Origin of the sequence: Lentzea tibetensis (assembly GCF_007845675.1) — a bacterium.
Taxonomy (GTDB): Bacteria; Actinomycetota; Actinomycetes; order Mycobacteriales; family Pseudonocardiaceae; genus Lentzea; species Lentzea tibetensis.
Map to the genome: position 1 here is coordinate 341566 of NZ_VOBR01000005.1, position 23281 is coordinate 364846.

Here is a 23281-nt window from a genome sequence, read left to right on the forward strand (position 1 = left end):
ATGGTGTCATGTTCCGGGACGTGACGTAGACCGCCTGCACCGAAAAGCCTCACGACCCTAGGCTTCACCCTCATGACCTCCACGGCGTTGCTCACCGACCACTACGAGCTGACCATGCTGGCCGCCGCGCTCAGGGATGGCACCGGCGATCGTCCCTGCGTGTTCGAGGTGTTCGCCCGGCGACTTCCGGATGGACGACGATACGGCGTGGTCGCCGGTGTGAACAGGTTGCTGGCCGCCATTCGAGACTTCACGTTCGGCGAAGCCGAGATCACCCAGCTCCGCGACCACGCCGTTGTGGATGACGCAACGCTCGAGTGGCTCGCGAACTACCGGTTCACCGGACAGATCGACGGCTACCCCGAGGGCGAGCTGTACTTCCCCGGCTCGCCGATCCTCACGGTGCGCGCGTCGTTCGCCGAGGGCGTGGTGCTGGAGACGCTCGCGCTGTCGATCCTCAACCACGACAGCGCGATCGCGTCCGCCGCCGCACGCATGGTCAGCGCCGCCAACGGCCGCCGCATGATCGAGATGGGCTCGCGCCGCACGCACGAGGAAGCCGCCGTGGCATGCGCCCGCGCGGCGTACCTCGCCGGGTTCACCGCAACGTCGAACCTCGAAGCGGGGCGCAGGCACGGGATCCCGACCGCGGGCACCTGCGCGCACGCCTTCACGCTGCTGCACGACAGCGAGGAGGCCGCGTTCCGCAGCCAGGTGGAGTCGCTCGGTGCGGACACCACGCTCCTCGTCGACACCTACGACATCACCGAGGGCATCAACAAAGCCGTCGCCATCGCGGGCGCCGAACTGGGTGCCGTGCGCATCGACTCCGGCGACCTCGGCGTCATGGCCAGGCAGGCCCGCGAGCAGCTCGACGCGCTGGGCGCCAAGAACACCCGCATCGTCGTGTCCGGCGACCTCGACGAGTACTCGATCGCCGCGCTGCGCGCCGAGCCGGTCGACGCGTACGGCGTCGGCACGTCGGTCGTCACCGGTTCCGGCGCCCCGACCGCGGGCATGGTCTACAAGCTGGTCGAAGTGGACGGTCGCCCGGTCGAGAAGCGCAGCTCCCACAAGGAGTCCCGCGGTGGCTGGAAGGGCGCGGTGCGCAGGCACAAGGACACCGGCACCGCGCTGGAGGAGGTCGTCTTCCAGGCCGCCGACCAGCCCGAGGTCGGCCCGCACGACCGGCTGCTGCAGATCCCCCTGGTGCGCGATGGACAGCAGACCGACCAGGTGCCCACCCTGGAGCAGAGCCGCGAACGCCTGCGCGCCGCGCTCGTGAGCGTGCCGTGGGAAGGCCTCAAGCTGTCCCGCGGCGAGCCCGCGATCCCGACGGTCCACCTGAAGAAGGAGTCCTGACGTGAGCAAGGCGCTGATCGTCGTCGACGTGCAGAACGACTTCTGCGAGGGCGGCTCGCTCCCGGTCGCGGGTGGCGCGGCCGTCGCGGCGGCCATCTCGCGGCACATCGCGGAGAACGACTACGACCACGTGGTCGCGACCCGCGACTACCACGTCGATCCGGGTGCGCACTTCAGCGAGACGCCGGACTACGTCGACACGTGGCCGGTGCACTGCGTCGTCGGCACGCCGGGTGCGTCGTTCCACTCGGAGCTGGACGTCGCCCGGATCGAGGCCGTGTTCTCGAAGGGCAGGCACGCGGCCGCCTACTCGGGTTTCGAGGCGGAGAACGACCTGGCCGGTTGGCTGCGCGCGCACGAAGTGGACACCGTCGACGTCGTGGGGATCGCGACGGACCACTGCGTGCGCGCGACGGCGTTGGACGCCCAGCGCGAGGGCTTCCGCACCACGGTGCTCGTCGGGCTCACCGCGGGGGTGGCTCCGGCGACCGTGGAGACCGCACTGACCCAGCTGCGCGAGGCCGGTGTGGCCGTGAGTGGCCAGCGCGGTGGCCACTAACCCTTGCCGTGCCATTTCGTGTTCAGGCGGCCGGATCGTGGTGCCGCCCCCACGTCCTCGTACTGGCAGTACGGGGGCGCCAGGTGATGGAGCGCTGCGCGGTGCCGCGAGCTGGCCTCTGGGCGCGGAATTGCCGGTGAGGATTGTGGCCACCGCGCAGGGTCGTTCACGACCCCAACCACTCACGATCCCTCATGGCGTCGGCGAGCAGGCCGCGGAACCGATGCTGACGGTTCCGCTGTACCCGGACGCGGGTTCGAACGTGATCCTGATCAGGTTCATCGTGATGCTGCCGTCGTTCGGCTCGGGCAGGATCACCTCGGCGAACTTGGCCTTGGCGAGCACCGTGCCGCCCTTCTTGATCTCGTGCACGTAGTTGGCCGGGATCTGCTGGGGCAGGCCGGTCCAGCCGCTCATGCCGCCGAGCGCCCATCCGGCGTTCGTGCCGTTCTGGGTCGCGTCGCAGGTGAGCCGCCACGAGCCGATCTTGAGACGCGGGCCGCCCTGCGCGACCAGCGCGGACAGCTCGAAGCCGGTGCCCTTCGCCTCGGACTTGGTCGTGGTGACCCACTCCTCCTCGTTGACCACCGTGGTGGTGCACGTCGAGGTGGTCGCGCCGAACTTGACGCCCGTCTTCGTGACGGCGGGCGAGCCGCCGTTGACGGTGCCTGCCGCGTCCGGGTTGATAGCGCAGGGCGCGAGCGTGCCGATCACGACGGGGGCGCTGTTGCCCCTGGCGAAGTTGGCCGCGCCCGCCGATGCCTCACCTGCCGGAGTGGCCAGCGCGGGTACCGCGGTGACCAGCATGCCCGCGACTACTGCCGCCGACAGCAAACCGATCCGCTTCATTGATTGTCCCCTTCCAGAATCCCTCCGCTCGATCTTTGCGCTCAATGAGCCAGTCAGTAACAGCTCGGCACCCCATGTCACTCGGTCGTGCAATCGCAATTACCCGACCGAGTGCACAGCGGGCTGTTAGTCACTGGATGAATTCAACGAACGCCCGCGAGTGACTTGTGGGGATCGCGGCGCGGCAACGCGGTGGGCAGTCCGGCGAGCCGTTCGAGGGCGGCGCAGACCCGCACGGCGGCACGCCCGTCGCCGAACGGGTTGCGCCCCAGCGGCAGCCGCAGCCGGGAACCGAGCACCCAGCCGGCCTCCGCGAGGATCCGGGTGGTGTCCGTGCCGACGAGCCAGGCGCACCCGGCGTCGACGGCGAGCATGCGTTCGGTGGTCTCGCGCAGCACCAGCACCGGGACGCCGAACGTCGGCGCCTCCTCCTGGATGCCACCGGAGTCGGTGAGCACGAGCGCCGCGCGGCGCAGCACGCGCACGAGGTCGGAGTAGTCGAGCGGTTCGGTGACGACGATGCGCTCGTGGCCGCCGAGCTCGGTGCGGACCTGGTCGCGCACCTCGGGGTTCGGGTGCGCGGGCACCAGCACGTGCACGTCGGGGTGGCGGTCCGCGATCGAGCGGACGGCGTGCAGCACGCGGGCGAGCGGACGTCCCCACGACTCACGGCGGTGCACGGTGAGCAGGACCAGGCGGTCGCCGCGCGCGTCGAGGCGGCGTTCCAGCGCGGCGAGCTCGGGGTCGTGCGCGGGCGGGTTGGCCAGCGCGACGCGCTGCACGGCGTCGACGACGGTGTTGCCGGTGACCACGATGTCGCTGTCCGGCAGGGACTCCCGCTCCAGCGCGTTGGCCGCGTCGTCGGTCGGGGCGAGGTGCAGCGAGGTGATGCGCGAGATCATCTGCCGGTTGCCCTCCTCGGGGAAGGGGCCGTACAGGTCGCCGGTGCGCAGGCCGGCTTCGAGGTGCGCGACGGGGATGCCGCGCCAGAACGCGGCGAGCGCGCCCGCCAGCGTGGTGGTCGTGTCGCCCTGCACCAGGACGACGGCCGGGTCGCGGTCGGTGAGCAGGCGGTCGAACTCGGGTAACAGGTTCGCGACCAGCTCGGCCTGGGTGCCGGTCTGCCTCGGCACGTCCAGCCGGACGTCGGGGACGAGGTCGAACGCGTCGAGCGCCTGCTCGACCATGCCCGCGTGCTGTCCGCTGTGGACGATCGTGGGGCGCAGCGACGGGTGCCCCCTGAGTGCGATCGCCACCGGGGCGATCTTGACGGCTTCCGGTCTGGTTCCTGCTACTAGAAGTACTTCCTTGCTCATGTCTTCCTTCCGTGGGAAGGGGATCCGGCGGGGTTGGGGGCGACCCCGCCGGACCCCCTCTTCACTCGGCCTTCACCGAGACGGCGCGACGGCGCTTGCGCGTCGCGTGCAGGAGCAGCGCTCCGGCCACGAGCAGCACGACGCCGGCGGTGATCCACCACGTCACGTCCGCTCCGGTGACCGCGAGCGAGCCGACGCCCGTGCCTACGGCCACCCCGCTACCGGGGACCTTGTACATGCGCTGGCTCCTAGGCGGCGTTGAGCGCGTTGCGCCTGCGGATCGCGGTGAACCCGACGGGCACCGCGACGAGACCCAGCAGGCCGAGTCCGATCCACAGGCCGGCACCGGACGCCATCGGGATGGGCAGGCCGGCCGGGCCGCACGTGGCCGATGACAGGATCAGGTCGCCGGTCCCGATGGAACCGAGCTTGCCCTGCAACAACTTCACGTGGATCGCGTTGACGGTGAGGCTGCCGTCCTTGTTCTTGATCTGCTCGTTGAAGATCACCTCGGCGATCGCGATGTCGAGCAGCTGCACGTCCAGCTTCGTGTTCGGCGCCGGATCGGCGTTGACCTGGCCCAGCTTGCCGAGGTTCACCCCGGCCAGCTTCGACTTGCCGGTGACACCCTTCTGGGTGGCCTCGCACTCCGCCTCGACCAGCTCCGCGGTGATCTTGCCGGTCACCTTGCTCAGCAGGTCCAGCCGGACGTCCGCGGTGCTCGCCCGCGAGTACACCCCGCCGGTCTTCTCGTCCCGCGACGCCGACGTGTTGATCACGCCGGTCTTCAGGACGCCGGTGAGGTCCACGCCCACGAACGTGTTCTTCGTGGGACCGTTCGCATCGGCTGCGGCGAACGGGCCGGCAGACACCGCCGGGCTGTTCAGCAGCGTCAGGTTGAGCTTCGCGCCGTAGGCCGAGGCGTCCCCCGGTGCAGCTGAGGCCGGTGCGGCACCGACCAGCAGCGCCGCGATGGCGACCACACCGGCCAGGCCACCGCGACGCGTCATTCGCACACGCATGTAGCTCTTTTTCCTTTCCTCCGGGGCCTTCCAGAGCGCGGTCGAACCAATCTGGTTCACGCATCTGGGGGGCAATTACCCAGATCGGCTTTCCAACGGGGGAATTGAGGGTTACTCCCCGTATCTAGTGACGCGACCACCCAGAACGCCCAATCGAGACCACTCATCGTGCGTTTCTGTGGCGAAAACGGGTGAAGGCGTCACCCGATCCGGGGGTGAGGGCTGACGTTGTGTGGACCGATGGCCTTGGGTGTAGCCCGTCTGGGCGCTCTCCATCGGTGGAAAGGATCCTGGGGTGACGCTTGCCGTCCGCCGCACCGCCTTCCCGAGCCGGGTGACGGTCGTCGTCCTGCTCGCCGCAGCCGCCGGTCTGGTGCTCGCGCACCGCCTGTACCGGACTGCTGAGATCTCGCTGTCCGGCGCGGTGCTCGCACTGCTCAGCTCGGACGGCGTGCACGTGGCCGCTGAACGGCAGACCGTCTACTTCGGACTCGGCTCGGACACGCCGCTCGGGCTGCGCATGACGCCCGAGTGCACGTCCGCGTTCCTGGTGCTGCCGCTGCTCGTGGTCGGTGCTGTGATGATCGCGCTGCGGCCGCGCATCCAGCAGCGCGTCCTGGTCGCACTGGGGGTCGCCGCGCTGGCGGTGGTGATCGTCAACCAGTTCCGCGTGCTCACGCTCGTCGGGCTGGTGAAGTGGCTGGGCGTCGACACCGGGTACTACTGGGGCCACACGCTGCTGGGTTCCATGGTCAGCGTGTTCGGCGGCGCGGCCGCGCTCGTCGCTTTCGTCTGGCTGGCCACGCGGAAGTGAACCGCGCCGACGTACTTTTCGCAGCGGAGGCGCCATGAACTTGGACCTGGTTCTCGGGTTCACGCAGGCGCTCGCTCTCACCATGAGCGTGGCCTTCGTGACGTACGTCTTCGTGATCGTGGTGCCGTACCTGAGACGCAAGCCGGCGCCGCTGGGCGTGCCGAACTCGCTGGAGTGGCACTTCTTCGTGCCCTGCCGCGACGAGGAGGCCGTCATCGGCGACACGATCAGGTACCTGCGCGGGCACTTCCCCATCGCGCACGTGTGGGTCATCGACGACGACTCCGACGACAAGACCGCCGGTGTCGTGCGGATGCTGCGGCGCAACGGCGGCGAGACCGACAAGCACATCCACCTGGTGCAGCGGCACCGCCCGCAGGCGCGCACCGGCAAGGGCGACGCGCTGAACGACGCCTACCGCACGGTCAAGATGTGGATGGGGCGGCACGCGGACGCCGACCGCGCGATCATCGTGGTGGTGGACGCGGACGGCCGTCCCGGCACCAACTGCCTCGAGGTGTGCGCGGCGGAGCACCTGTTCGGCGACCCGCGGATCGGTGCCGTGCAGGTGGACGTCCGGATGATCAACAAGGGTGAGCGACAGGTCGGCGTCGCGCGCTGGCGCCGGTTCTTCGGCGCCTCGCTGGTGCGCATGCAGGACCTGGAGTTCCGCACGGCCATCGCGGCGATCCAGATGTCGCGCGGCGTCAGCGGCACGATCTCCATGGGCGGCAACGGCCAGTTCACCCGACTGTCCGCTTTGGACTCGATCGCGGGCCCGACCGGCAGCCCGTGGCGCGGGTCGCTGCTGGAGGACTTCGAGCTCGGCGTGCACCTGCTGACCGCGGGCTGGCGCACCGGGTTCACCATGGACACGCACGTGAACCAGGAGGGCCTGTACAGCCTGCGGCGGTTCCTCGCGCAACGCACGCGCTGGGGTCAGGGGACGATGCAGTGCATGCGGTACCTGCGCCGCATCTGGGACTCCGAGCACCTGTCCACGCTGGGCGCCGCGGAGATGATGTACTACCTCGCCCAGCCGTGGATGCAGCTGCTCGGCACGCTCATCTACCCGATCCCGATGTTCCTGATGGGGTGGCGGTTCCTGACAGATCCCGGCGAGGTCGCGGCGTGGTTCTTCGACGGTGCCTGGATTCTGTTCGCGGTCTATGGTGCGTTCGGACTACTGCCGTTCGTCCTCTGGGGACCCGTCTACCGCGCCAGGTGCGAACCGGGTACGTCCGTGTGGCGGTCCATCGGCTACGGATTCGGCTACGCGCTCTACATCTACACCTTCTACATCACGTCGTGGCGCGCGCTGATTCGCTTGGTGCGCGGGCACAACGGGTGGACGAAGACCCGCCGCAACACCGAGCACGTCGCAGGCAAGGTGGCACTGGATCACTGATGGTGTGTGTCGTGTCACTCGGATGTGATTTGTAGGCAATCGACAAAGACCTGCGGCTGTTCGCCGTTTAGCCTCCGAAGTGGAACAGGTGGAAACCGCAGGAGGCCGTGGTGTCCGTACTCGCCGTGTCGTCAAGGCGTCGCGTGGTGCTCGCCGACCTCGTGTCGACCTCTGTCGTGCGCGACCTCGCTCTGGTCGCCACCGGCGCCGTCGTGGTCGGGCTCGCCGCCCAGATCGCCGTGCCCATCCCGGGATCCCCTGTCCCGCTGACCGGTCAGACGTTCGCCGCGCTGCTCGTCGGCGCGTCGCTCGGCTGGCAGCGCGGTGCCACCTCGATGCTGCTGTACCTGATCGCGGGTGTGGCCGGTGTGCCGTGGTTCCAGGGCGGCACGTCCGGTGCGCCGGTGTCGCTCGGGTACGTCGTCGGGTTCGTGTTCGCGGGCGCGCTCGTGGGTGGGCTGGCGTCGCGCGGTGGTGACCGCACGCCGTTGCGGACGGTCGGCACGATGGCGCTCGGCAACCTGGTGATCTACGCGGTCGGTGTGCCGTGGCTGATGGCCGCCGCGTCGATCGGCTTCTCCCGTGCCGTCGCGGTCGGGGTGCTGCCGTTCCTGCTGGGTGACGCGGTCAAGATCGCGCTGGCGGCGGGTCTGCTGCCGGGCGCGTGGGCGCTGGTGCACCGCTTCCGCCGGTAGCGTCGATCGCGTGACTTCCGCTGATGAGCTGCTCGCGCAGCTCGATTCCGCTGCTCCCGGGCTTGTCGTCGGGGCGCACGTCGTCGGGTCCGCGGTCATGGACGACGTCGTGGCCGACTCGGACCTGGACGTCGTCATCGAGCTGGCGCACGTGCCCGCCGATCTTTCCGTGCTGATGGCCCCCGTCGACGTGGACGTGATCTACGTGCTGGCCGGCGAGCTGGTGAAGCCCGTCTCGTCGGCGTCGACCGTGGCGTGGGGCCGGGACGGGAAGGTCGACGCGTCGTCGCAGGGTGACCTCACACCGGTGCTGTGGGAACAGCTGCGCACGCTTTCTTCCACGGTGCGCGGGACGCGGCCCGCTTGCCCGGTGACGCGCGAGGACGTCGTGGCGCACTGCCGGGAGAACCTGCGGTCGTACTGGGAGCCGTTGCTCCAGCAGGCCGACCGCGTGCTGACCAACCGCGAGGAGCACCGGCCGGTGTTCCGCGAGCCGCTGCTGTGGATCGCGTTCGGGCCCGCCCGGCTGTGGCACACCATCCGGACGGGCGAGATCGTGTCGAAGTCGCGCGCCGCCGAACTGGCCGCCGCTCGGTGGCCGGACCTGGCTCCGCTGCTGCTGGACCTGGTCGCCGCGCGCCGTGACCCGTCGTCGGTCGAGCTGACCGTCGACCACGGCGCCGCCGCGCTGGAGCTGGGCAAGCGCGTGCTGGCCGCTGGCTAGCAGTAGGAGCGCGCCACCTCGTCGACGTCCGGCGGGAGGTCCGGCACGGTGGCCAGGTCGAGCACCACGGGCTGCATGTGGTGGTCGATGAGCTCGCCGTCGCTCCCCCTCACCTTCGCGACCTTGACGCTCGCCCCCACCCTGACGGTCCCCCGGCCGGGCAGTTCCTCCAGCACGATCCTGCCGACGTCGCCCGAGACGAACGCGTGCTCGTTCACCAGCAGCTGTTCGTCGTGGCCGGGACCGGCCGCGCCGACCGGGCCTGCCACCTGGAGGTGCACGGAGCGGTCGGTGGCGCAGATGCCGAGCACCGCCACCACGTCGCCGTTCTCGCCCTTGCCCACGATCACCTTGCCGTCGCTGCCCGGCGAGCACGCGCTGAGCGCCAGACACCCGGCCAGGACCGCCCCCAGTCTCCGGTTCATGCGCACATCATGACGGAGTTGTCCACAGGTGCGGCCGTGCCGCCCGAACCTGTCGGTGCGTCCAGGTACGGTTCACCCGTGCCCGAAGTACCCCCCACCCGCAGCCTGCTCGCCTCCGCCGTCGAGTCCGTCGGTGGTGCGGAACGGCCAGGCCAGGTGGAGATGGCCGAGGCGGTCGACCACTCGATCCGCACCGGCGAGCACCTGGCGGTGCAGGCGGGGACGGGTACTGGGAAGTCGTTGGCGTACCTGGTTCCCTCGATCAGGCACGCCGTGGCCGAGGACGAGACCGTGGTCGTGTCGACGGCGACCATCGCGCTGCAGCGACAGCTGGTCGACCGGGATCTGCCGCGGCTCGCGAAGGCGCTGAAGCCCGAGCTGGGGCGGACGCCGACGTTCGCGATCCTCAAGGGCAGGCGCAACTACCTGTGCATGCACCGGGTGCACAACGGCGCGCCGGACGAGCCGGACGAGGCGGCGCTGTTCGACCCGTTCGCGGTGTCGCGGCTCGGCCGGGAGGTGAAGCGGCTGCACGAGTGGTCGTCGGACACCGAGACCGGCGACCGCGACGAGCTGGTGCCCGGCGTCAGCGACCAGGCGTGGCGCCAGGTGTCGGTGACGGCCAAGGAGTGCCTGGGCGTCAGCAAGTGCCCGATCGGCGCCGACTGCTTCGCCGAACGCGCTCGCGCCGAGGCGGGCAAGGCGGACGTCGTGGTCACGAACCACGCGATGCTCGCCATCGACGCGCTGGAGGGCTACCAGGTCCTGCCCGACCACGACGTCGCGGTGATCGACGAGGCGCACGACCTGGTCGACCGCGTGACGTCGGTGGCCACTGAGGAGCTGAGCGGCTCGCTGGTGGCGACGGCCGCCCGCCGCTGCGGCCGCCTGATCGACCAGGACGTGGCGGACCGGGTGGCCGAGGCCAGCGACGGCCTGGCGATGATCCTCGAGGACATGCCGATCGGCAGGCTCGACGCACTGCCCAAGGCGTTGGCCGGCGCTCTGGCGGCGACCCGCGATGCCGCGCACATGTGCATCAGCGCGCTGGGCCCGGACCGCAAGGAGGACGTCGAGGGCGCGACGGCCCGCAAGCTGGCCCTGTCGTCGCTGGAGGAGATCCACGACTGCGCGGTGCGCATCCTGGAGGCGTTCGACGAAGAGCACGACGTGGTGTGGGTGTCCGGCGACTTCAACAACCGCAACCCCTCCCTGCGCGTCGCCCCGCTCGGCGTGGGCGGACTGCTGCGCGAGCGCCTGTTCGGCAAGCGCACCACCATCCTGACGTCGGCGACCCTCACCCTCGGCGGCGCGTTCGACACCATGGCCCGCCAATGGGGCCTGCCGCCGTCCGACCAGGTCCGCAAGATCGAGGGCGCCGCCACCGACAAGGGCATCGACGGTCCGAAGTGGACAGGCCTCGACGTGGGCTCCCCGTTCGAGCACGGCACGTCCGGCATCCTCTACGTGGCACGGCATCTGCCCCCACCGGGCCGCGACGGCCTGCCGCCCGCCTACCTCGATGAGATCGAGGAACTGGTCAACGCGGCAGGCGGCCGCGCACTCGGCCTGTTCTCGTCCATGCGCGCCGCGAAGGCCGCCACCGAGGCCCTGCGCGACCGGCTGTCCTACCCGGTGCTGTGCCAGGGCGACGACGCGACCGGCCTGCTGGTGAAGAAGTTCGCCGAGGACGAGCGCAGCTGCCTGTTCGGCACCCTGTCGCTGTGGCAGGGCGTCGACGTGCCGGGCCCCGCGCTCCAGCTCGTGATCATGGACCGCATCCCGTTCCCGCGGCCGGACGACCCGCTGGCGTCCGCCCGCCAGAAGGCCGTGTCAGCACGTGGTGGCAACGGCTTCCTCACGGTCGCCGCCACCCACGCCGCCCTGCTGCTCGCCCAGGGCGCGGGCCGCCTGCTCAGGTCGATGAACGACAAGGGCGTCGTCGCGATCCTCGACCCGAGGCTGGCCACCGCCCGCTACGGCGGCTTCCTGCGCGCCTCACTCCCCCCGTTCTGGACGACCTACGACCCCACCGTGGTGCGCGCGGCCCTTCAACGCCTGGACGCGTCCGTCACGCCCTGAGCAGGCTCCCCCAGCCGAAGGGCCAGCTCGGCCCCGAACTCCAGTGCCGCCGCACGATCCTCCGCGGGCGCGTCGACCTCCCGCTCGTCCCCTGGTCAGCACGACCCGGCAAAGTCCTGCTAGCCGTCGACGAGCAGTCCGCGCAGCGGTCCCTGCAACCTCCCCGCGCGCCGTGACACGTCGGGGAGTGCGGACAGCCGGTGCCGGGCGCCGCTCTCGATCGTGCCGCGCCACAACCGGTCGACGACGTCCGTGGGATCGCCGTCGACCTCGTCGCGCGGTCGCTGCAGGTGCTCGGACCACAGCCGCAGCCGGGTGTCACGGGCCAGCGCGGCGTCGTCGGTGACGATGTTGACCTCGGTGTCGTTGAACAGCGAGTGCTCGTTGAGGTTCGCGCTGCCGACGGTGAGCCAGCGGTCGTCGACGATGCCGATCTTGGCGTGCACGTACACCGGGGTGGCGGTGGAGCCGTCGTGGGACGTGAGCGTGGCCGCCAGCAGTCTGCCGCCGCCGTCGTCGGCGTCGAGCAGCCTGCCCAGCTGGCCGCGCGTGGTGTCGGCGCCGTTGCTGGGTTTGCGCGGCAGCACGAGCACCACGCGGAAACGGTCGTCGGGCGGGTCGCGCAGCTTGTCGATCAGGATCTCGGTGATCTCCGGCGACCAGAGGAACTGGTTCTCCAGGTACACCAGGCGTTGCGCCGACTTCAGCGCGCCGACGTAGGCGTCGAGCAGACTGAACTCGCCCTTCGGCGCGAAGTCGTAGGTGTGCTCCGGAACCGTGCGCACGAGCTGAACCGCTGACGTGCCAACGGGTTCCGGCACCTCGGGCGGTGGTGGTTGCTCGCGGGCGATCTCGGTCCACCGCAGGCGGAAGTGCTCGGCGACGTCGGCGACGATCGGGCCTTCGAGGCGCACGACCACGTCGTGCCAGCCGAGCGGGCGCGTCGGCGGGTGGTCGGTGCTGTCGTGCCGGTCTCCCTCGACGGCGGTCAGGTCGAGTCCGCCGACGAACGCGATCTCGTCGTCCACGACGACGATCTTCTCGTGGTGACAGTGCAAAGTGCGTTCCCGCGCGTCCAGCTCGCACCGCACGCTGCTGTTCTCCGTGAAGGCGCGCTGCGCGTTCCTGGCACGTGTGCGCGTCGGTTCGAAGAACGGCATCGGCGGCCCCGCCCACAGCAGCACCCGCACCGGCACCCGTTCCGCCGCCGCGGACAGCAGCTCGCGCAACTGCGGTGCGCCGGGTTCGCGGGTGAGCCGGAAGTCCGGGCTGGCGTGCCAGTTCGCGAGGTGCACGAGCTTCCTGGCTCCCTCGATGGCGTCGGCGATCTGCGGCAACGCCTCGTGCCCGTCGACCAGCACCTGCACCCGGTTGCCCTGGCGCACCGGCCTGCGCGGGGAGAACCAGCTGTGGCCTTCGAGCGCGTCCTCCCACCCGAGCTTGCGCAGGCGGCGCGTGTGGTGGGCGCACAGGAGGCTCTCCAGCCCGTCACCGAGCCGTTCGTCGAGCACGTCGAGTACGCCCACAGCAGGTGCTTTGCCCGGTTTCGAGGGGTTTCAAACGTCAGCGGAAGTCTTCGACGTGGTCCCGTGCCCATTCTGCGCAGGTGCGCGCGGAGCGACCGGTCGCGTCCTGCACACCCGGCCACGGCTTCATCAACGCGGAGTAGTCGTCGTCGGAAAAGCCCTTGCTGTCACCGGATTCGCTGCCGTCGTAGTTGACGAACCCGAGCATGAAGTCGACGAACTCCGCCGGATGTCCTTCAGCGAGCCAGAGTTCGCGGGCCCGCGAGCGCGTGACCTCCTCGAAGCGGACGTCCTCCCCCAGTGCCGCACCGATCGCCGCGACCTGCTCGCGCACGGTGACGAGCTCGGGACCGGTGAGCGTGTACTCCCGGCCCGCATGCCTGTCCTCCAGCAGCGCCGCCACCGCGACGGCCGCGATGTCCGCCTCGTGGACCGGCACGCCCACCTCGTCCGGGAACGGGTAGCGCACCACGCGGTCCGCGCGGACCGACGGCGCCCACAGCGGCAGCAGGTTCGCCATGAAGCCCGCCGGGCGCACGTGCGTCCACTCGAGACCGGACTCCTCGACGGCCTGCTCCACCGGGTTCACGTGCAGGCCGATGGTGACCGACGCGGCCGACAGGTCGACGATCCGCCGCACCCCGGCCTCCCGAGCCCGTGCGACGACCTCGCGGGCGGTCTCGTCGACCGGGAACAGGTACACGCGGTCCACGCCGTCGAAAGGCACGGTCTCCGGCTTCAGCAGGTCCCCGTACACGGCTCCGTCCGCCGGACGGCGGCTCATCACCCGCACGTCCTCGCCCGCCTCGACGAGCTGCCGCACCACGTTCCGCCCCACCACGCCGGTCGCGCCGGTCACCAGAATCGTCATGGCACCGACGCTACGAGCGATGTAGGTCAGGTCAGGGCCTAGATCGCGACGCGCACCGCGGCGGCCACCTCGTCCAGCTCGGCACGCGAACGGATCCGCCAGTCCGCGCGCAGCACGAACCCGTCACCGGCGAACCGCGGGATCACGTGCAGGTGCACGTGGAAGACCTCCTGCCCGGCGGCGACGCCATCCGCCAGGAACATGTTCACGCCCTCGCACCGCAGGTCGGTGCGCCGCAACGCCGCGGCCAACCGCTGGCCGGCCTGGAACATCCGTCCACCGACCTCGGCGGGCAGGCCGGCCAGGTCGGTGCTGTGCGCCTTCGGGATCACCAGCAGGTGCCCGGTCGTCACCGGACGCAGGTCGGCGAAGCCCAGCAGCTCAGCATCCTCGTAGACGACGCTCGCGGGCGAACGGCCACCGACGATCGCGCAGAACACGCACTCGCCGTCGACGGTCGCGGGCAGCTCAACACGCTCAGCCAAGGGTCAGCACCGTCACCGTTCCCGGCTCCACCTCGGTGAACCCGGCGTCGCGCACGGCGACCACGTGATCGCGGCGCAGCATCTCGTCCCACTCGGCGGGCGAAGGCGTCCGCACCGCGCACCGGTAGTCCAGAGCAGCCCACGCGGCCAGCTCCGCCTCCGACAGATGCGGTGCCAGCAGCATCGACGCGTGCCCCACCTGCGCGGCCGCCTTGCCCGCGGTCATCTCGACGCGCGGGTTCAGGTACAGCACGCGCGCACCGTCCGGCACCGGGCCAGGGGTGTCGAACGGCAGCTCGGAGCCGGAGATCTGCAGCCGTGCGACCTCCTTCGGCGTCTCGGACACCAGCGACGGCACGAGCGCGCGCACGGACGCGTCGTCCACGGTGATCGTCACGCCGGGCAGGGCCTGCACGGCCTCCCAGTGCGAGCCGCGCGCACGGCGCGACACCTTGCGGATCCGGCCGCTCACCCAGGCGCTGACCTCGGGAAACCACTCCCCGTCCTGCGCGGAGCGCGGGTCGAGGCAGACGGCGACCGCGGCGGCGGCCGACGCCTCCAGCAGCGCGGTGCGCGACGGCAGGCGGGACTTCTCGATCCGCAGCACCATCGGCATCGCGCGGACCTCCGTCTCGGTCGCGTAGTTCCGCGACGCGATGAGCTCCAGGATCACAGCCGGGTCAGCTCCAGTCCGTCGGCCGCGTCGGCGGCCTCCACCTCCGCCCGCGTCACGCCGAGCACGAACAGCACGGCGTCGAGGAACGGGTGCGACAGCGCGGTGTCCGCGACCTCGCGCAGCGCGGGCTTCGCGTTGAACGCCACGCCGAGGCCCGCCGCGCCGAGCATGTCGATGTCGTTGGCGCCGTCGCCGACCGCGACGGTCTGCGCCAGCGGCACGCCCGCCTCCTCGGCGAACCGGCGCAGCATGACGGCCTTGCCCGCGCGGTCGACGATGTCGCCGACGACCTTGCCGGTCAGCTTGCCGTCCACGATCTCCAGCTGGTTGGCCGCGCAGAAGTCGAGGCCGAGCTCCTCGACCAGGCCCTCGATGACCTTGGTGAACCCGCCGGACACGACGCCGCAGCGGAACCCGAGCCGCTTCAGCGTGCGGATCGTGGTGCGCGCGCCCGCCGTGAGCTCCAGGTTCGCGGCGACCTCGTCCAGCGCCTTCTCGTCGAGACCCTCGAGCAGCGCGACGCGGCGGCGCAGCGACTCGGAGAAGTCCAGCTCGCCGCGCATCGCGGCGTCGGTGATCTCCTTGACCTGTTCCTCGCACCCGACGTGCGCGGCCAGCATCTCGATCACCTCACCCTGGATGAGCGTGGAGTCGACGTCGAACACGACGAGCCGCTTGGCCCGCCTGGTGAGGCCGGCGCGTTCGACGGCGATGTCCAGCCCGACCCGGACGGACACCTCGGCCAGCGCGGCCCGCAGTTCGACGTCGCTGTCCATGGTGTCGTCGGCGACCGAGACGCGCAGTTCGAGTCCGGTGACCGGGTAGTCGGCGACGCCGCGGATGGCGTCGATGTTCACGCCGCTCGACGCGAGCTTGCGGGCGACCTCGGTGAACGCGCGCGCGGTCACCGGCCGGCCCAGCACGATGATCACGTGGCTCGACTCGAGCCGGGACGTGCGCTTGGAGTCGGCGCCGATCTCGACCTCGACGTGCATCGAGACGGTCGCCATGGCCTGCTCGACGGAGTCCTGCAGGCCCTCGGGGTCGTGGTCGGTCGAGACCAGTGCGCCGAGCACCAGCCTGCCGCGGATGACGACCTGCTCGACGTCGAGCACGTCGACGCCGTGCCTGGTCAGAACCGCGAAGAGCACGGAGGAGACACCGGGCTTGTCCGGCCCGGTGACGGTGATCAGTACGGGTGTTTTCACTTCGCACTCCTCCGTGAACGCGACGAGCCCCGGCCGAGGATGGCCGGGGCTCGCCGTTGAACCACTGCGTATGAGGTTACTGGTGATCGGACTGGGACTTCTCCGAAGCCGTGCCCGACTGGATCGCTGCAGTTGCCAGCTCAGAAGGAGCAGCCTTGGCGTCCTCGTGCGCGATCGCCTTGCCCGTGAAGGTCACGTGGCCCTCGTTGCGGATGCGCTCGATCATGTGCGGGTAGTGCAGCTCGAACGCGGGCCGCTCGGAGCGGATCCGGGGCAGCTCGGTGAAGTTGTGCCGCGGCGGCGGGCAGGAGGTCGCCCACTCCAGCGAGTTGCCGAAGCCCCACGGGTCGTCCACCGTCACGACCTCGCCGTACCGGTACGACTTGAAGATGTTCCAGATGAACGGCAGCGTCGACGCGCCGAGGACGTAGGCGCCGATCGTGGAGACCGTGTTGAGCGCCGTGAAGCCGTCCGACGCGAGGTAGTCCGCGTACCGGCGCGGCATGCCCTCGTTGCCCAGCCAGTGCTGGACGAGGAACGTGCCGTGGAAGCCGAGGAACGTGGTCCAGAAGTGCAGCTTGCCGAGCGGCTCGTCGAGCATCCGGCCGGTGATCTTCGGGAACCAGAAGTAGATGCCGGCGAACGTCGCGAACACGATCGTGCCGTAGAGCACGTAGTGGAAGTGCGCGACGACGAAGTACGTGTCCGACACGTGGAAGTCGATGGCCGGGGCGGCCAGCAGGATGCCCGACAGACCACCGAAGAGGAACGTGACGATGAAGCCGACGCTGAACAGCATCGGGGTCTCGAACGTCAGCTGCCCCTTCCACATCGTGCCGATCCAGTTGAAGAACTTCACACCGGTCGGGACCGCGATGAGGAACGTCATGAACGCGAAGAACGGCAGCAGCACGGCGCCGGTGGCGTACATGTGGTGCGCCCACACGGCCACGGACAGGGCCGCGATGCCGAGCGTCGCGTAGACCAGGCCGTTGTAACCGAAGATCGGCTTGCGGCTGAACACCGGGAAGATCTCCGACACGATGCCGAAGAACGGCAGGGCGACGATGTAGACCTCGGGGTGACCGAAGAACCAGAAGAGGTGCTGCCAGAGGATCACGCCGCCGTTGGCCGGGTCGAACACGTGCGCACCGAGGTGGCGGTCGGCCAGCAGGCCGAACAGCGCGGCGGTCAGGATCGGGAACGCCAGCAGCACGAGGATCGACGTCACCAGGATGTTCCAGGTGAAGATCGGCATCCGGAACATCGTCATGCCGGGCGCGCGCAGGCAGACCACCGTGGTGATCATGTTGACGGCACCGAGAATGGTGCCGAGACCACCGATGATCAGGCCGACGATCCACAGGTCGGCGCCGACGCCGGGCGAGTGGATGGCGTTGCTCAGCGGCGTGTAGGCGAACCAGCCGAAGTCGGCGGCGCCACCGGGGGTGATGAAGCCCGACATCACGATCAGGCCGCCGAACAGGTACAGCCAGTACGAGAACGCGTTGAGCCGCGGGAACGCCACGTCAGGCGAACCGATCTGCAGCGGCATCACGAAGTTCGCGAACCCGAACACGATCGGCGTCGCGTACAGCAGCAGCATGATCGTGCCGTGCATGGTGAACAGCTGGTTGAACTGCTCCTGCGACAAGAACTGCATACCGGGCCGGGCCAGCTCGGTCCTCATCAGCATGGCCATGGCGCCGCCGACCATGAAGAAGGCGAAGCTCGTGACCAGGTACAGGATGCCGATCTGTTTGTGGTCCGTGGTGCGGAACATCCGCAGCAGGAACGAACCCTTGACCGCCTTGCGCGTCGGGAACGGACGCGTTGCGATCGGCTGCGGGGCTACGGCCGTCACGGTTCCTCCAGGCCTTGGTGGGACCAGTCGTTCGGAAAACTCCCCGGATCGTAGACGGAGGCGATCAGCCGTTCGCGAGTGGGCTGGGGCCGGTGGCCAGCGACGTAGCGCAAGTCACACCTGCTCGGGGTGTCCTATTCTGGCGGCGTGCCGACCCGTGCTCTCCTGGTGCTCACGCTGCTCTTCGGCGTCTTCGCCATGCACCAGGTCGCGCAACCTTCCGAAGCCCACGGCGACCACGACCCGAGCCTCCACCTGTGCATTGGTCTGGTCGTGACGGCCGTCGGCCTCGTCGCGCTGCGGAAGGCCGGCACATCCGGTACCACTTTCCCGCCGCCTCCGGCGCGTGCCGCGGCGGTGCTGCTGCCGCGCGCGGCGCCCGTGGTGGCCGACGTGCCCACCCGGCTGGTCGTGCTGCGGTTGTGAGGAGACCAGGCCCCCGTCTCCCATCAGCACGAACAAAGGAATGAAGATCTTGCGCACCGCGCTCATCGGCGTGGCGGTACTCGCTGCGCTCACGGCGTGCGGCTCACCCGCGACGCACAACTCGGCGGACGTGAAGTTCGCCCAGGAGATGGTCCCGCACCACGAGCAGGCGCTGACCATGGCGAAGCTCGTGGAGAGCCGCACCGAGAACACCCACGTCATCGAACTGGCCTCGCGGATCGAGAAGGGCCAGCAGCCGGAGATCGACAAGCTCAACGGCAAGCTGAAGGAATGGGGCTCGCCCGCGTCCCACTCTGACCACGGCGGTCACGGCATGGTCGACACGTCGACCCTGACCGCGCTGAAGGGCACCGAGTTCGACCGGCAGTGGCTGGCGCTGATGATCACGCACCACCGCGGTGCCGTGCAGTCGGCGCGCGACCAGCAGGCGAAGGGCACCGACCCGGACACCAAGAAGCTCGCGGGCGACATCATCACCGCACAGGAGAAGGAGATCGCCGAAATGGAGTCGCTGCTGCCCCAGGGCTGATGTGACTCTCTTCCGGTGAGTGCTTCAGCAGCCGTGCGCGCAGCCGTCTCAGTGGCTCGCGCGCACGGCCTCACCGTTTCTTCTCCGCTCGTGCTGCGACACCTGTCGAACACCCTGATCTGGCTGCGGCCGGCTCCGGTCGTGGCACGCGTGGCCACGGCGACCGCCCTGGTGCGGTCACCGGCCGCGTTCCTCGAACGCGACCTCGCCGTGTCGGCCTACCTGGCCGCTCGGGGCGTGCCGGTGGTTCCCGCGTCCGGCGAGCTGCCGCCCGGTCCGCACGCGCACTCCGGGTTCACGATGACGTTCACGCAGCACGTGCCGCACGACCTGTCGGTGGTGCCGTCACCTGCTTCGTTCGCCTCCCTGCTGGCCTCGTTGCACGCCGAGCTGGCTCGGTATCCGGGACCGTTGCCGGTGGCCATGCCGTTCGACGACATGGCTGCTCTTGGGTGTGCTGCGCCCGATCGGCCCGCTGGTGGCGCGGCTCGGCCGCTGCACGGGGACGCGCATCCGGGGAACCTGCTGTGGACGCCCGCCGGTCCGGTGTGGAACGACTTCGAGGACACCTGGCTGGGGCCGGTCGAGTGGGATCTCGCGTGCCTGCTGCACACCCAGCGGCTCGACGGGGCCGCCGCGGTGGCCGCCTATCCGGGCGCTTACTCGCCGGCCGCCGTCTCGGCGTGGCTCACCGTCCGGCGCGCGCACGCCGCGTGCTGGACCGAGGTGTTGAGCCGTTGAGGCCACTTCGACCGACGTGAGGTCGGTCGAAGTGGCCTCAACGGCACCGGTCAAGCCTTGCGGCGACGCAGGAAGAACAGAACGCCGGCGCCGGCGGCGACCAGTGCCGCACCCATGCCGACGAGCCACGGCGAACCGAAACCGGTGGAGGCGAGCTCGGCCTCCTGCGCACCGGCGGGAGCCACGGCGGTGCTGGTCGACGTGGCCGTGGTCGGCACGGGCCGCTCACTGGACTTCGGCTGCTCCTCGCGCGGCTTCTCCTCGCCGGGAGGCTGCTCCTCACCAGGAGGCTGCTCCTCACCGGGAGGCTGCTCGGCGGACTTCACGCCGCACGCGTACCAGTGGCTGATGGCGGCGGGCTTGCCGCTGTCGTTGATCGGAGCGTGCAGGCCGGTCCACGGCAACGCACCCAGCGCACCCGCGAGGTAGACGTTGTAGGCGGGCCCGCCCTTGACGACGACACCCGTGACGGTCACGCCGTCCGGAACGCCGGTGATGGTGACCTCGGCCTGGTTGTCCCCACCGGTGAAGGTGAACTCCGCACCGGCGATCGGCTTGCCGGTCAGGTTCCCGACGGTGCACGCGTCGTCGTGGTCGATCGCCACGTTGCCCGCGTGCACGGCGGCACGCGCGTCACCCGAGACGAGTGGCTTGTTCGGCGCGGCAGAGGCGGTGGTGGCGAGCGCGGCGAGGGCGAACGACGTTGCGGCCAGCGCGGCGACCAGTCTGGGCAGGGCCATTCGTATCTCCATCAGTTCGGCGGGATGCCGGGATCTAAGACCATCGACGTCCCCCTAACGGGTGAAGAAGGGGGTGGCGATACGAACCAAGACCGAGTTGTTACGCCCCCGTGAGCTACCAGCGGTGACAACGTCTAGGAATCAGCCAGCCCGTTGCCCCTTACGGTCACGATGATGTGCCGTACGCTCGCCACTTTGGTTGGGTCGGGGACGCACGACGGGAACCCCATCAGCATGGTCAAACCTCCGGCTGTCGAGTCGATCCACGCGTCGATCGCGCCCGCCGACACGTTGCTCGCGGAGCGACGTGCGTTGTATTCGCTCGCGGTCGAGCTGCTCTGTCCTGACATGGGGGACAGCGAGGTCGCGGACGAGGTGCTGGACAGTCCGCTCGTGCGCTTCCACATCGGCGAGGCGCTGGCCGGGCGCGCGGACATCACGCTGGGCGAGCTGACCGCGTGCCTCGAAGCACCGGGGACGACCCGCTCGGCGCACGGACTGCCCGTCATCGCGGACGCGCGCGCACACGAACCGCTCGCCCCGCTGCTGCGGACCATCGAGACCCAGCCGGGGCTGCGGCTGCTGACCGACGGGCCGCGGTTCGAGCAGGCGTACTCGATCGTGGAGCAGGGCGTTCTGCTCGCACTGAAGGTGAGTCCCGGTCTCATCGAGGACCTGCTGGCGCACGTCAACCTGTTCGCGGTGCTGGATCCGGACACGTCGCACGGGCTCGCGTCCGCGTCGTCCCGCTGGTTCCCGGGCATCGTGCTCATCGACGCACCGGCGACCCCGATCGAGGTCGCCGAGGGACTCGTTCACGAGGCAGCGCACCAAAAGTTCTTCGATTTCGCCATCACGCGACAGTTTCTTGGGGCGAAATCCGATACCGCCGAACAATTTGTCACGTCGTGGTCGAAAAAATCATGGCCGATGGAGCAAACCGTCGCGGCGTGGCATGCGTACTCCCTGATGTACCGGTTCGCGATGGACGCCGGCGTCGCTGAAGGGCACTGCGAGGTCAGCGCGGCCTCGCTGTTGCCGAAGGCGGGCGAACGCGCGGCCGAGATCGGGAACTGGCTGGTGGCCCACGCGGAGTACCTCGAGAACGACGCGCGGACGCTGCTCGCCGGACTGCTGGAGACCGTCGAACCTCTCGGTTTCTCCAGCACCAGGAGCACGCAGGCGATCACCGGCCGCCTGCGGCTCGCCCCGGACGTGCGTGTCGCCGCGCGGAAACAGCGAGGTCAGCGGATAGTGGTCGCCACCGCTTCCATTCCACCCGAGCTGTACTGGGTTGATCCCGACGCGGCCGACAGCCTTCAGTTGATAAAGGACGAGGCCGATGGACTCGAAGTCGACGACCTCGTGGACCGTTTGGCGGCGCAGTGGGGTGTTGTGCCGGAGTTTGCCAGGCCGCGGGTCTCAACCGGGCTACAAGCGTTGCTCGACGCCGCGTTGATTCACTAAGTTCCTCCCACTTGATCGTCCGCATTGGACGGTTCCGCATAAAAGGACCTACGACCTTGAGCGAGTCCGTACCGCCCTCTCAGCACCCCGCGTCCCAGCACCCCGGTGCGGGCCCGGTCGGCCAGCCCGTGAACCGCGTCGAGTGGTTCCGCCGGATGCCGACGGGGAGCACGGTCTTCGTTCGTCCGAACGAAGCCGACAGCAAGTAACGAGGAAAAGGGACGCCCCGCAGCGTCCCTTTTCCTTGAGCTTAAGTTGTCTGACAACAGACGACCCCCCGGCCCCGCAACCGGGGGGTCGTCTCCCCCTCGATTCAGCTGGACATGATGTTGACGACGTTGGTGAAGCCGATGACGACCAGCACCACCACGCTGAGACCGAGGATGGTCACCACCGTCCGCCATCCGATCATCGAGACGGCGACGGCGGTGCAGAAAGCGATTCCCAGGGCGTTTCCCGACACAGGCATGGCTACCTCCGCGCGCCGAAGCGGTCACCAGGGTGGGCGGTCCTGTTTGAGTGCCTCTTCGGCTGTTCCAAGTGTGCCGGGCTAGTAGGTTGTCTGTCAACCGTCTTCCCCCTGACAGACAAGTTGCATCTGTTGTCCTGCAGGCCTACGCTGGTCTGAATACCCCAGCGTCAGCACAGGCGGGCGACAGTCATGAACGACGAGAACTCACCCGACGCCGGGAATTGGGCACTTCCGCTCGACTCCCGACGCCCGCTGCCGGAACTGATCGAGGAACAACTCCGAGCGAAGATCGCGGACGGGTCGCTCGAGGCAGGCGATCGCCTGCCGACCGAGCCGGAGCTGGCACGTCAGCTGAACGTGGCCCGCAGCTCGCTGCGCACCGCGTTGCAGAGCCTGCAGCACCGGGGAATCGTCGAGGTGCGGCGCGGGCTCGGCTGGTACGTGCGCACCACGAACCTCGACGAGGACGAGTTCGTCGACCGGCAGTTCACCGGCAACCACTTCTCCGACGCGGATCTGCTGGAGACGCGCATCGCGCTGGAGACGGCCGCGACGAGCCTCGCCGCGACCCGCGCCACCGACGGCGAGCTCGACGAGATCGCCAAGCTCAGCACGATGTACCAGCGTGCGACCGAGCTCGCCGACACGATCGAGGCCGACGAGGCGTTCCACCTCGCGATCGTCCGGGCGAGCCACAACCGGCTGCTGGAGAAGCTCTACCTGGCCCTGGTTCCGCAGCTGCGCGCTTATCGCCGGTCGACGGCGACCCGTCCGGTGCACAACCGGTCCGCGAACGACCACCAGCAGGTCGTGATGTGGTTGCGGCGCAGGGACGAGGTGGGCGCGCGAATTGCGATGACCACTCACCTTCTCGGGCTCTACCAGGACTTCGCGGAGGCCGCCGAGCGCGAGGCGACGATGACGAACTTCGTCAGCGTCGACGACGAGCCGATGTGGACTTCAGCGGACTGACATCCCCCGATCGGCCCTGTCCATCAC

General features: G+C 69.6%; 25 protein-coding genes. 12 read left to right on the forward strand and 13 right to left on the reverse strand.

The genetic code is table 11. From position 1 onward, the window contains the following. The first annotated feature begins 72 nt into the window (after positions 1-72). Together FKR81_RS10000 and FKR81_RS10005 are read left to right on the forward strand one after the other, a co-directional pair. A complete protein-coding gene (locus FKR81_RS10000) occupies positions 73-1362 on the forward strand; it encodes a nicotinate phosphoribosyltransferase (protein ID WP_146350683.1) in 1290 nt (429 codons plus the stop codon). A 1-nt stretch (position 1363) separates the two neighbouring features. Then, positions 1364-1921, forward strand: coding sequence for an isochorismatase family protein (locus FKR81_RS10005; RefSeq protein ID WP_146350684.1), 558 nt, complete (start codon positions 1364-1366; stop codon positions 1919-1921). 192 nt (positions 1922-2113) lie between these two features. On the opposite strand, the gene FKR81_RS10010 is transcribed toward FKR81_RS10005, so the two are convergent. The 4 genes from FKR81_RS10010 to FKR81_RS10025 form a co-directional block, all read right to left on the reverse strand. Further along, on the reverse strand, positions 2114-2770 hold the full coding sequence (locus FKR81_RS10010; RefSeq protein WP_146350685.1) for a hypothetical protein: 657 nt from the start codon (positions 2768-2770) through the stop codon (positions 2114-2116). 143 nt (positions 2771-2913) lie between these two features. Continuing rightward, entirely contained in the window at positions 2914-4086 is a 1173-nt protein-coding gene (gene wecB, locus FKR81_RS10015) for a non-hydrolyzing UDP-N-acetylglucosamine 2-epimerase (RefSeq protein WP_146350686.1), read from the reverse strand. 61 nt (positions 4087-4147) lie between these two features. Further along, positions 4148-4324, reverse strand: a complete 177-nt coding sequence (locus FKR81_RS10020; RefSeq protein ID WP_146350687.1) for an LPXTG cell wall anchor domain-containing protein — start codon at positions 4322-4324, stop codon at positions 4148-4150. A gap of 10 nt (positions 4325-4334) precedes the next feature. Next, a complete protein-coding gene (locus tag FKR81_RS10025; protein ID WP_146350688.1) occupies positions 4335-5108 on the reverse strand; it encodes a choice-of-anchor P family protein in 774 nt (257 codons plus the stop codon). A gap of 295 nt (positions 5109-5403) precedes the next feature. On the opposite strand from FKR81_RS10025, the gene xrtP reads away from it, so the two are divergent. The 4 genes from xrtP to FKR81_RS10045 all read left to right on the forward strand — a co-directional run bounded on the left by xrtP (position 5404) and on the right by FKR81_RS10045 (position 8749). Then, a complete protein-coding gene (gene xrtP / locus FKR81_RS10030) occupies positions 5404-5922 on the forward strand; it encodes an exosortase P (protein ID WP_235921424.1) in 519 nt (172 codons plus the stop codon). A 34-nt stretch (positions 5923-5956) separates the two neighbouring features. Continuing rightward, positions 5957-7330, forward strand: coding sequence for a glycosyltransferase (locus tag FKR81_RS10035; protein WP_146350689.1), 1374 nt, complete (start codon positions 5957-5959; stop codon positions 7328-7330). A 110-nt stretch (positions 7331-7440) separates the two neighbouring features. Next, the gene (locus FKR81_RS10040; protein ID WP_146350690.1) at positions 7441-8025 is read left to right on the forward strand and encodes a biotin transporter BioY; all 585 of its coding nucleotides are present in this window, start codon (positions 7441-7443) and stop codon (positions 8023-8025) included. 10 nt (positions 8026-8035) lie between these two features. Continuing rightward, complete coding sequence (locus tag FKR81_RS10045; protein WP_146350691.1) at positions 8036-8749, forward strand: hypothetical protein; 714 nt, start codon at positions 8036-8038, stop codon at positions 8747-8749. On the opposite strand, the gene FKR81_RS43460 is transcribed toward FKR81_RS10045, so the two are convergent. Beyond that, complete coding sequence (locus FKR81_RS43460; protein WP_186762885.1) at positions 8746-9174, reverse strand: hypothetical protein; 429 nt, start codon at positions 9172-9174, stop codon at positions 8746-8748. The two genes, FKR81_RS10045 and FKR81_RS43460, sit on opposite strands and share 4 nt — an antisense overlap. Before the next feature lie 78 nt (positions 9175-9252). On the opposite strand from FKR81_RS43460, the gene FKR81_RS10055 reads away from it, so the two are divergent. After that, positions 9253-11256 carry an ATP-dependent DNA helicase gene (locus FKR81_RS10055; RefSeq protein ID WP_235921425.1) on the forward strand — a complete coding sequence of 668 codons (2004 nt, stop codon included), beginning with the start codon at positions 9253-9255 and terminating at the stop codon, positions 11254-11256. A 119-nt stretch (positions 11257-11375) separates the two neighbouring features. Here the strand turns inward: FKR81_RS10055 and FKR81_RS10060 are convergent, their stop codons facing one another. From FKR81_RS10060 to ctaD, 6 genes are all read right to left on the reverse strand, one after another. Continuing rightward, complete coding sequence (locus tag FKR81_RS10060) at positions 11376-12782, reverse strand: phospholipase D-like domain-containing protein (protein ID WP_146350693.1); 1407 nt, start codon at positions 12780-12782, stop codon at positions 11376-11378. A gap of 37 nt (positions 12783-12819) precedes the next feature. Beyond that, positions 12820-13653, reverse strand: coding sequence for an NmrA family NAD(P)-binding protein (locus tag FKR81_RS10065; protein WP_146350694.1), 834 nt, complete (start codon positions 13651-13653; stop codon positions 12820-12822). Positions 13654-13691: 38 nt separating this feature from the next. Then, positions 13692-14138, reverse strand: coding sequence for an HIT family protein (locus tag FKR81_RS10070; protein ID WP_146350695.1), 447 nt, complete (start codon positions 14136-14138; stop codon positions 13692-13694). Continuing rightward, positions 14131-14754 carry a peptidyl-tRNA hydrolase gene (locus tag FKR81_RS10075; protein WP_146350798.1) on the reverse strand — a complete coding sequence of 208 codons (624 nt, stop codon included), beginning with the start codon at positions 14752-14754 and terminating at the stop codon, positions 14131-14133. Before FKR81_RS10075 ends, FKR81_RS10070 begins: the two co-directional genes overlap by 8 nt. A 53-nt stretch (positions 14755-14807) precedes the next feature. Continuing rightward, on the reverse strand, positions 14808-16022 hold the full coding sequence (serB, locus tag FKR81_RS10080) for a phosphoserine phosphatase SerB (protein WP_146350696.1): 1215 nt from the start codon (positions 16020-16022) through the stop codon (positions 14808-14810). Positions 16023-16098: 76 nt separating this feature from the next. Then, positions 16099-17886, reverse strand: coding sequence for an aa3-type cytochrome oxidase subunit I (ctaD, locus tag FKR81_RS10085; protein ID WP_146350697.1), 1788 nt, complete (start codon positions 17884-17886; stop codon positions 16099-16101). Between the two features lie 147 nt (positions 17887-18033). Here ctaD and FKR81_RS10090 point away from each other — a divergent pair, with 147 nt between their 5' ends. From FKR81_RS10090 to FKR81_RS10100, 3 genes are read left to right on the forward strand one after another with little or no spacing between them, the layout of a single operon-like run. Continuing rightward, positions 18034-18312, forward strand: coding sequence for a hypothetical protein (locus FKR81_RS10090; RefSeq protein ID WP_146350698.1), 279 nt, complete (start codon positions 18034-18036; stop codon positions 18310-18312). Positions 18313-18352: 40 nt separating this feature from the next. After that, positions 18353-18862, forward strand: coding sequence for a DUF305 domain-containing protein (locus tag FKR81_RS10095; protein ID WP_146350699.1), 510 nt, complete (start codon positions 18353-18355; stop codon positions 18860-18862). Positions 18863-18877: 15 nt separating this feature from the next. After that, a complete protein-coding gene (locus FKR81_RS10100) occupies positions 18878-19603 on the forward strand; it encodes a phosphotransferase family protein (RefSeq protein ID WP_146350700.1) in 726 nt (241 codons plus the stop codon). 50 nt (positions 19604-19653) lie between these two features. Here the strand turns inward: FKR81_RS10100 and FKR81_RS10105 are convergent, their stop codons facing one another. Next, on the reverse strand, positions 19654-20343 hold the full coding sequence (locus FKR81_RS10105; protein ID WP_186762886.1) for an LPXTG cell wall anchor domain-containing protein: 690 nt from the start codon (positions 20341-20343) through the stop codon (positions 19654-19656). Positions 20344-20577: 234 nt separating this feature from the next. Here FKR81_RS10105 and FKR81_RS10110 point away from each other — a divergent pair, with 234 nt between their 5' ends. Then, on the forward strand, positions 20578-21810 hold the full coding sequence (locus FKR81_RS10110; protein ID WP_186762887.1) for an aKG-HExxH-type peptide beta-hydroxylase: 1233 nt from the start codon (positions 20578-20580) through the stop codon (positions 21808-21810). 313 nt (positions 21811-22123) lie between these two features. Here FKR81_RS10110 and FKR81_RS43470 read toward each other — a convergent pair whose 3' ends face one another. Beyond that, positions 22124-22279 (reverse strand): hypothetical protein, encoded by a 156-nt coding sequence (locus FKR81_RS43470; RefSeq protein ID WP_186762889.1) that lies wholly within the window; start codon positions 22277-22279, stop codon positions 22124-22126. 192 nt (positions 22280-22471) lie between these two features. On the opposite strand from FKR81_RS43470, the gene FKR81_RS10115 reads away from it, so the two are divergent. Next, entirely contained in the window at positions 22472-23254 is a 783-nt protein-coding gene (locus FKR81_RS10115) for a FadR/GntR family transcriptional regulator (RefSeq protein WP_146350703.1), read from the forward strand. Positions 23255-23281: the final 27 nt, after the last annotated feature.

Bases quoted from the DNA above. Each gene is read 5' to 3' on its own strand.
- FKR81_RS10000 (WP_146350683.1), top strand. From the start codon at position 73: ATGACCTCCACGGCGTTGCTCACCGACCACTACGAGCTGACCATGCTG.
- FKR81_RS10010 (WP_146350685.1), bottom strand. From the start codon at position 2,770: ATGAAGCGGATCGGTTTGCTGTCGGCGGCAGTAGTCGCGGGCATGCTG.
- wecB (WP_146350686.1), bottom strand. From the start codon at position 4,086: ATGAGCAAGGAAGTACTTCTAGTAGCAGGAACCAGACCGGAAGCCGTC.
- FKR81_RS10020 (WP_146350687.1), bottom strand. From the start codon at position 4,324: ATGTACAAGGTCCCCGGTAGCGGGGTGGCCGTAGGCACGGGCGTCGGC.
- FKR81_RS10025 (WP_146350688.1), bottom strand. From the start codon at position 5,108: ATGCGTGTGCGAATGACGCGTCGCGGTGGCCTGGCCGGTGTGGTCGCC.
- FKR81_RS10035 (WP_146350689.1), top strand. From the start codon at position 5,957: ATGAACTTGGACCTGGTTCTCGGGTTCACGCAGGCGCTCGCTCTCACC.
- FKR81_RS43460 (WP_186762885.1), bottom strand. From the start codon at position 9,174: ATGAACCGGAGACTGGGGGCGGTCCTGGCCGGGTGTCTGGCGCTCAGC.
- FKR81_RS10065 (WP_146350694.1), bottom strand. From the start codon at position 13,653: ATGACGATTCTGGTGACCGGCGCGACCGGCGTGGTGGGGCGGAACGTG.
- FKR81_RS10075 (WP_146350798.1), bottom strand. From the start codon at position 14,754: ATGCCGATGGTGCTGCGGATCGAGAAGTCCCGCCTGCCGTCGCGCACC.
- FKR81_RS10095 (WP_146350699.1), top strand. From the start codon at position 18,353: ATGAAGATCTTGCGCACCGCGCTCATCGGCGTGGCGGTACTCGCTGCG.
- FKR81_RS10105 (WP_186762886.1), bottom strand. From the start codon at position 20,343: ATGGCCCTGCCCAGACTGGTCGCCGCGCTGGCCGCAACGTCGTTCGCC.
- FKR81_RS10110 (WP_186762887.1), top strand. From the start codon at position 20,578: ATGGTCAAACCTCCGGCTGTCGAGTCGATCCACGCGTCGATCGCGCCC.
- FKR81_RS43470 (WP_186762889.1), bottom strand. From the start codon at position 22,279: ATGCCTGTGTCGGGAAACGCCCTGGGAATCGCTTTCTGCACCGCCGTC.
- FKR81_RS10115 (WP_146350703.1), top strand. From the start codon at position 22,472: ATGAACGACGAGAACTCACCCGACGCCGGGAATTGGGCACTTCCGCTC.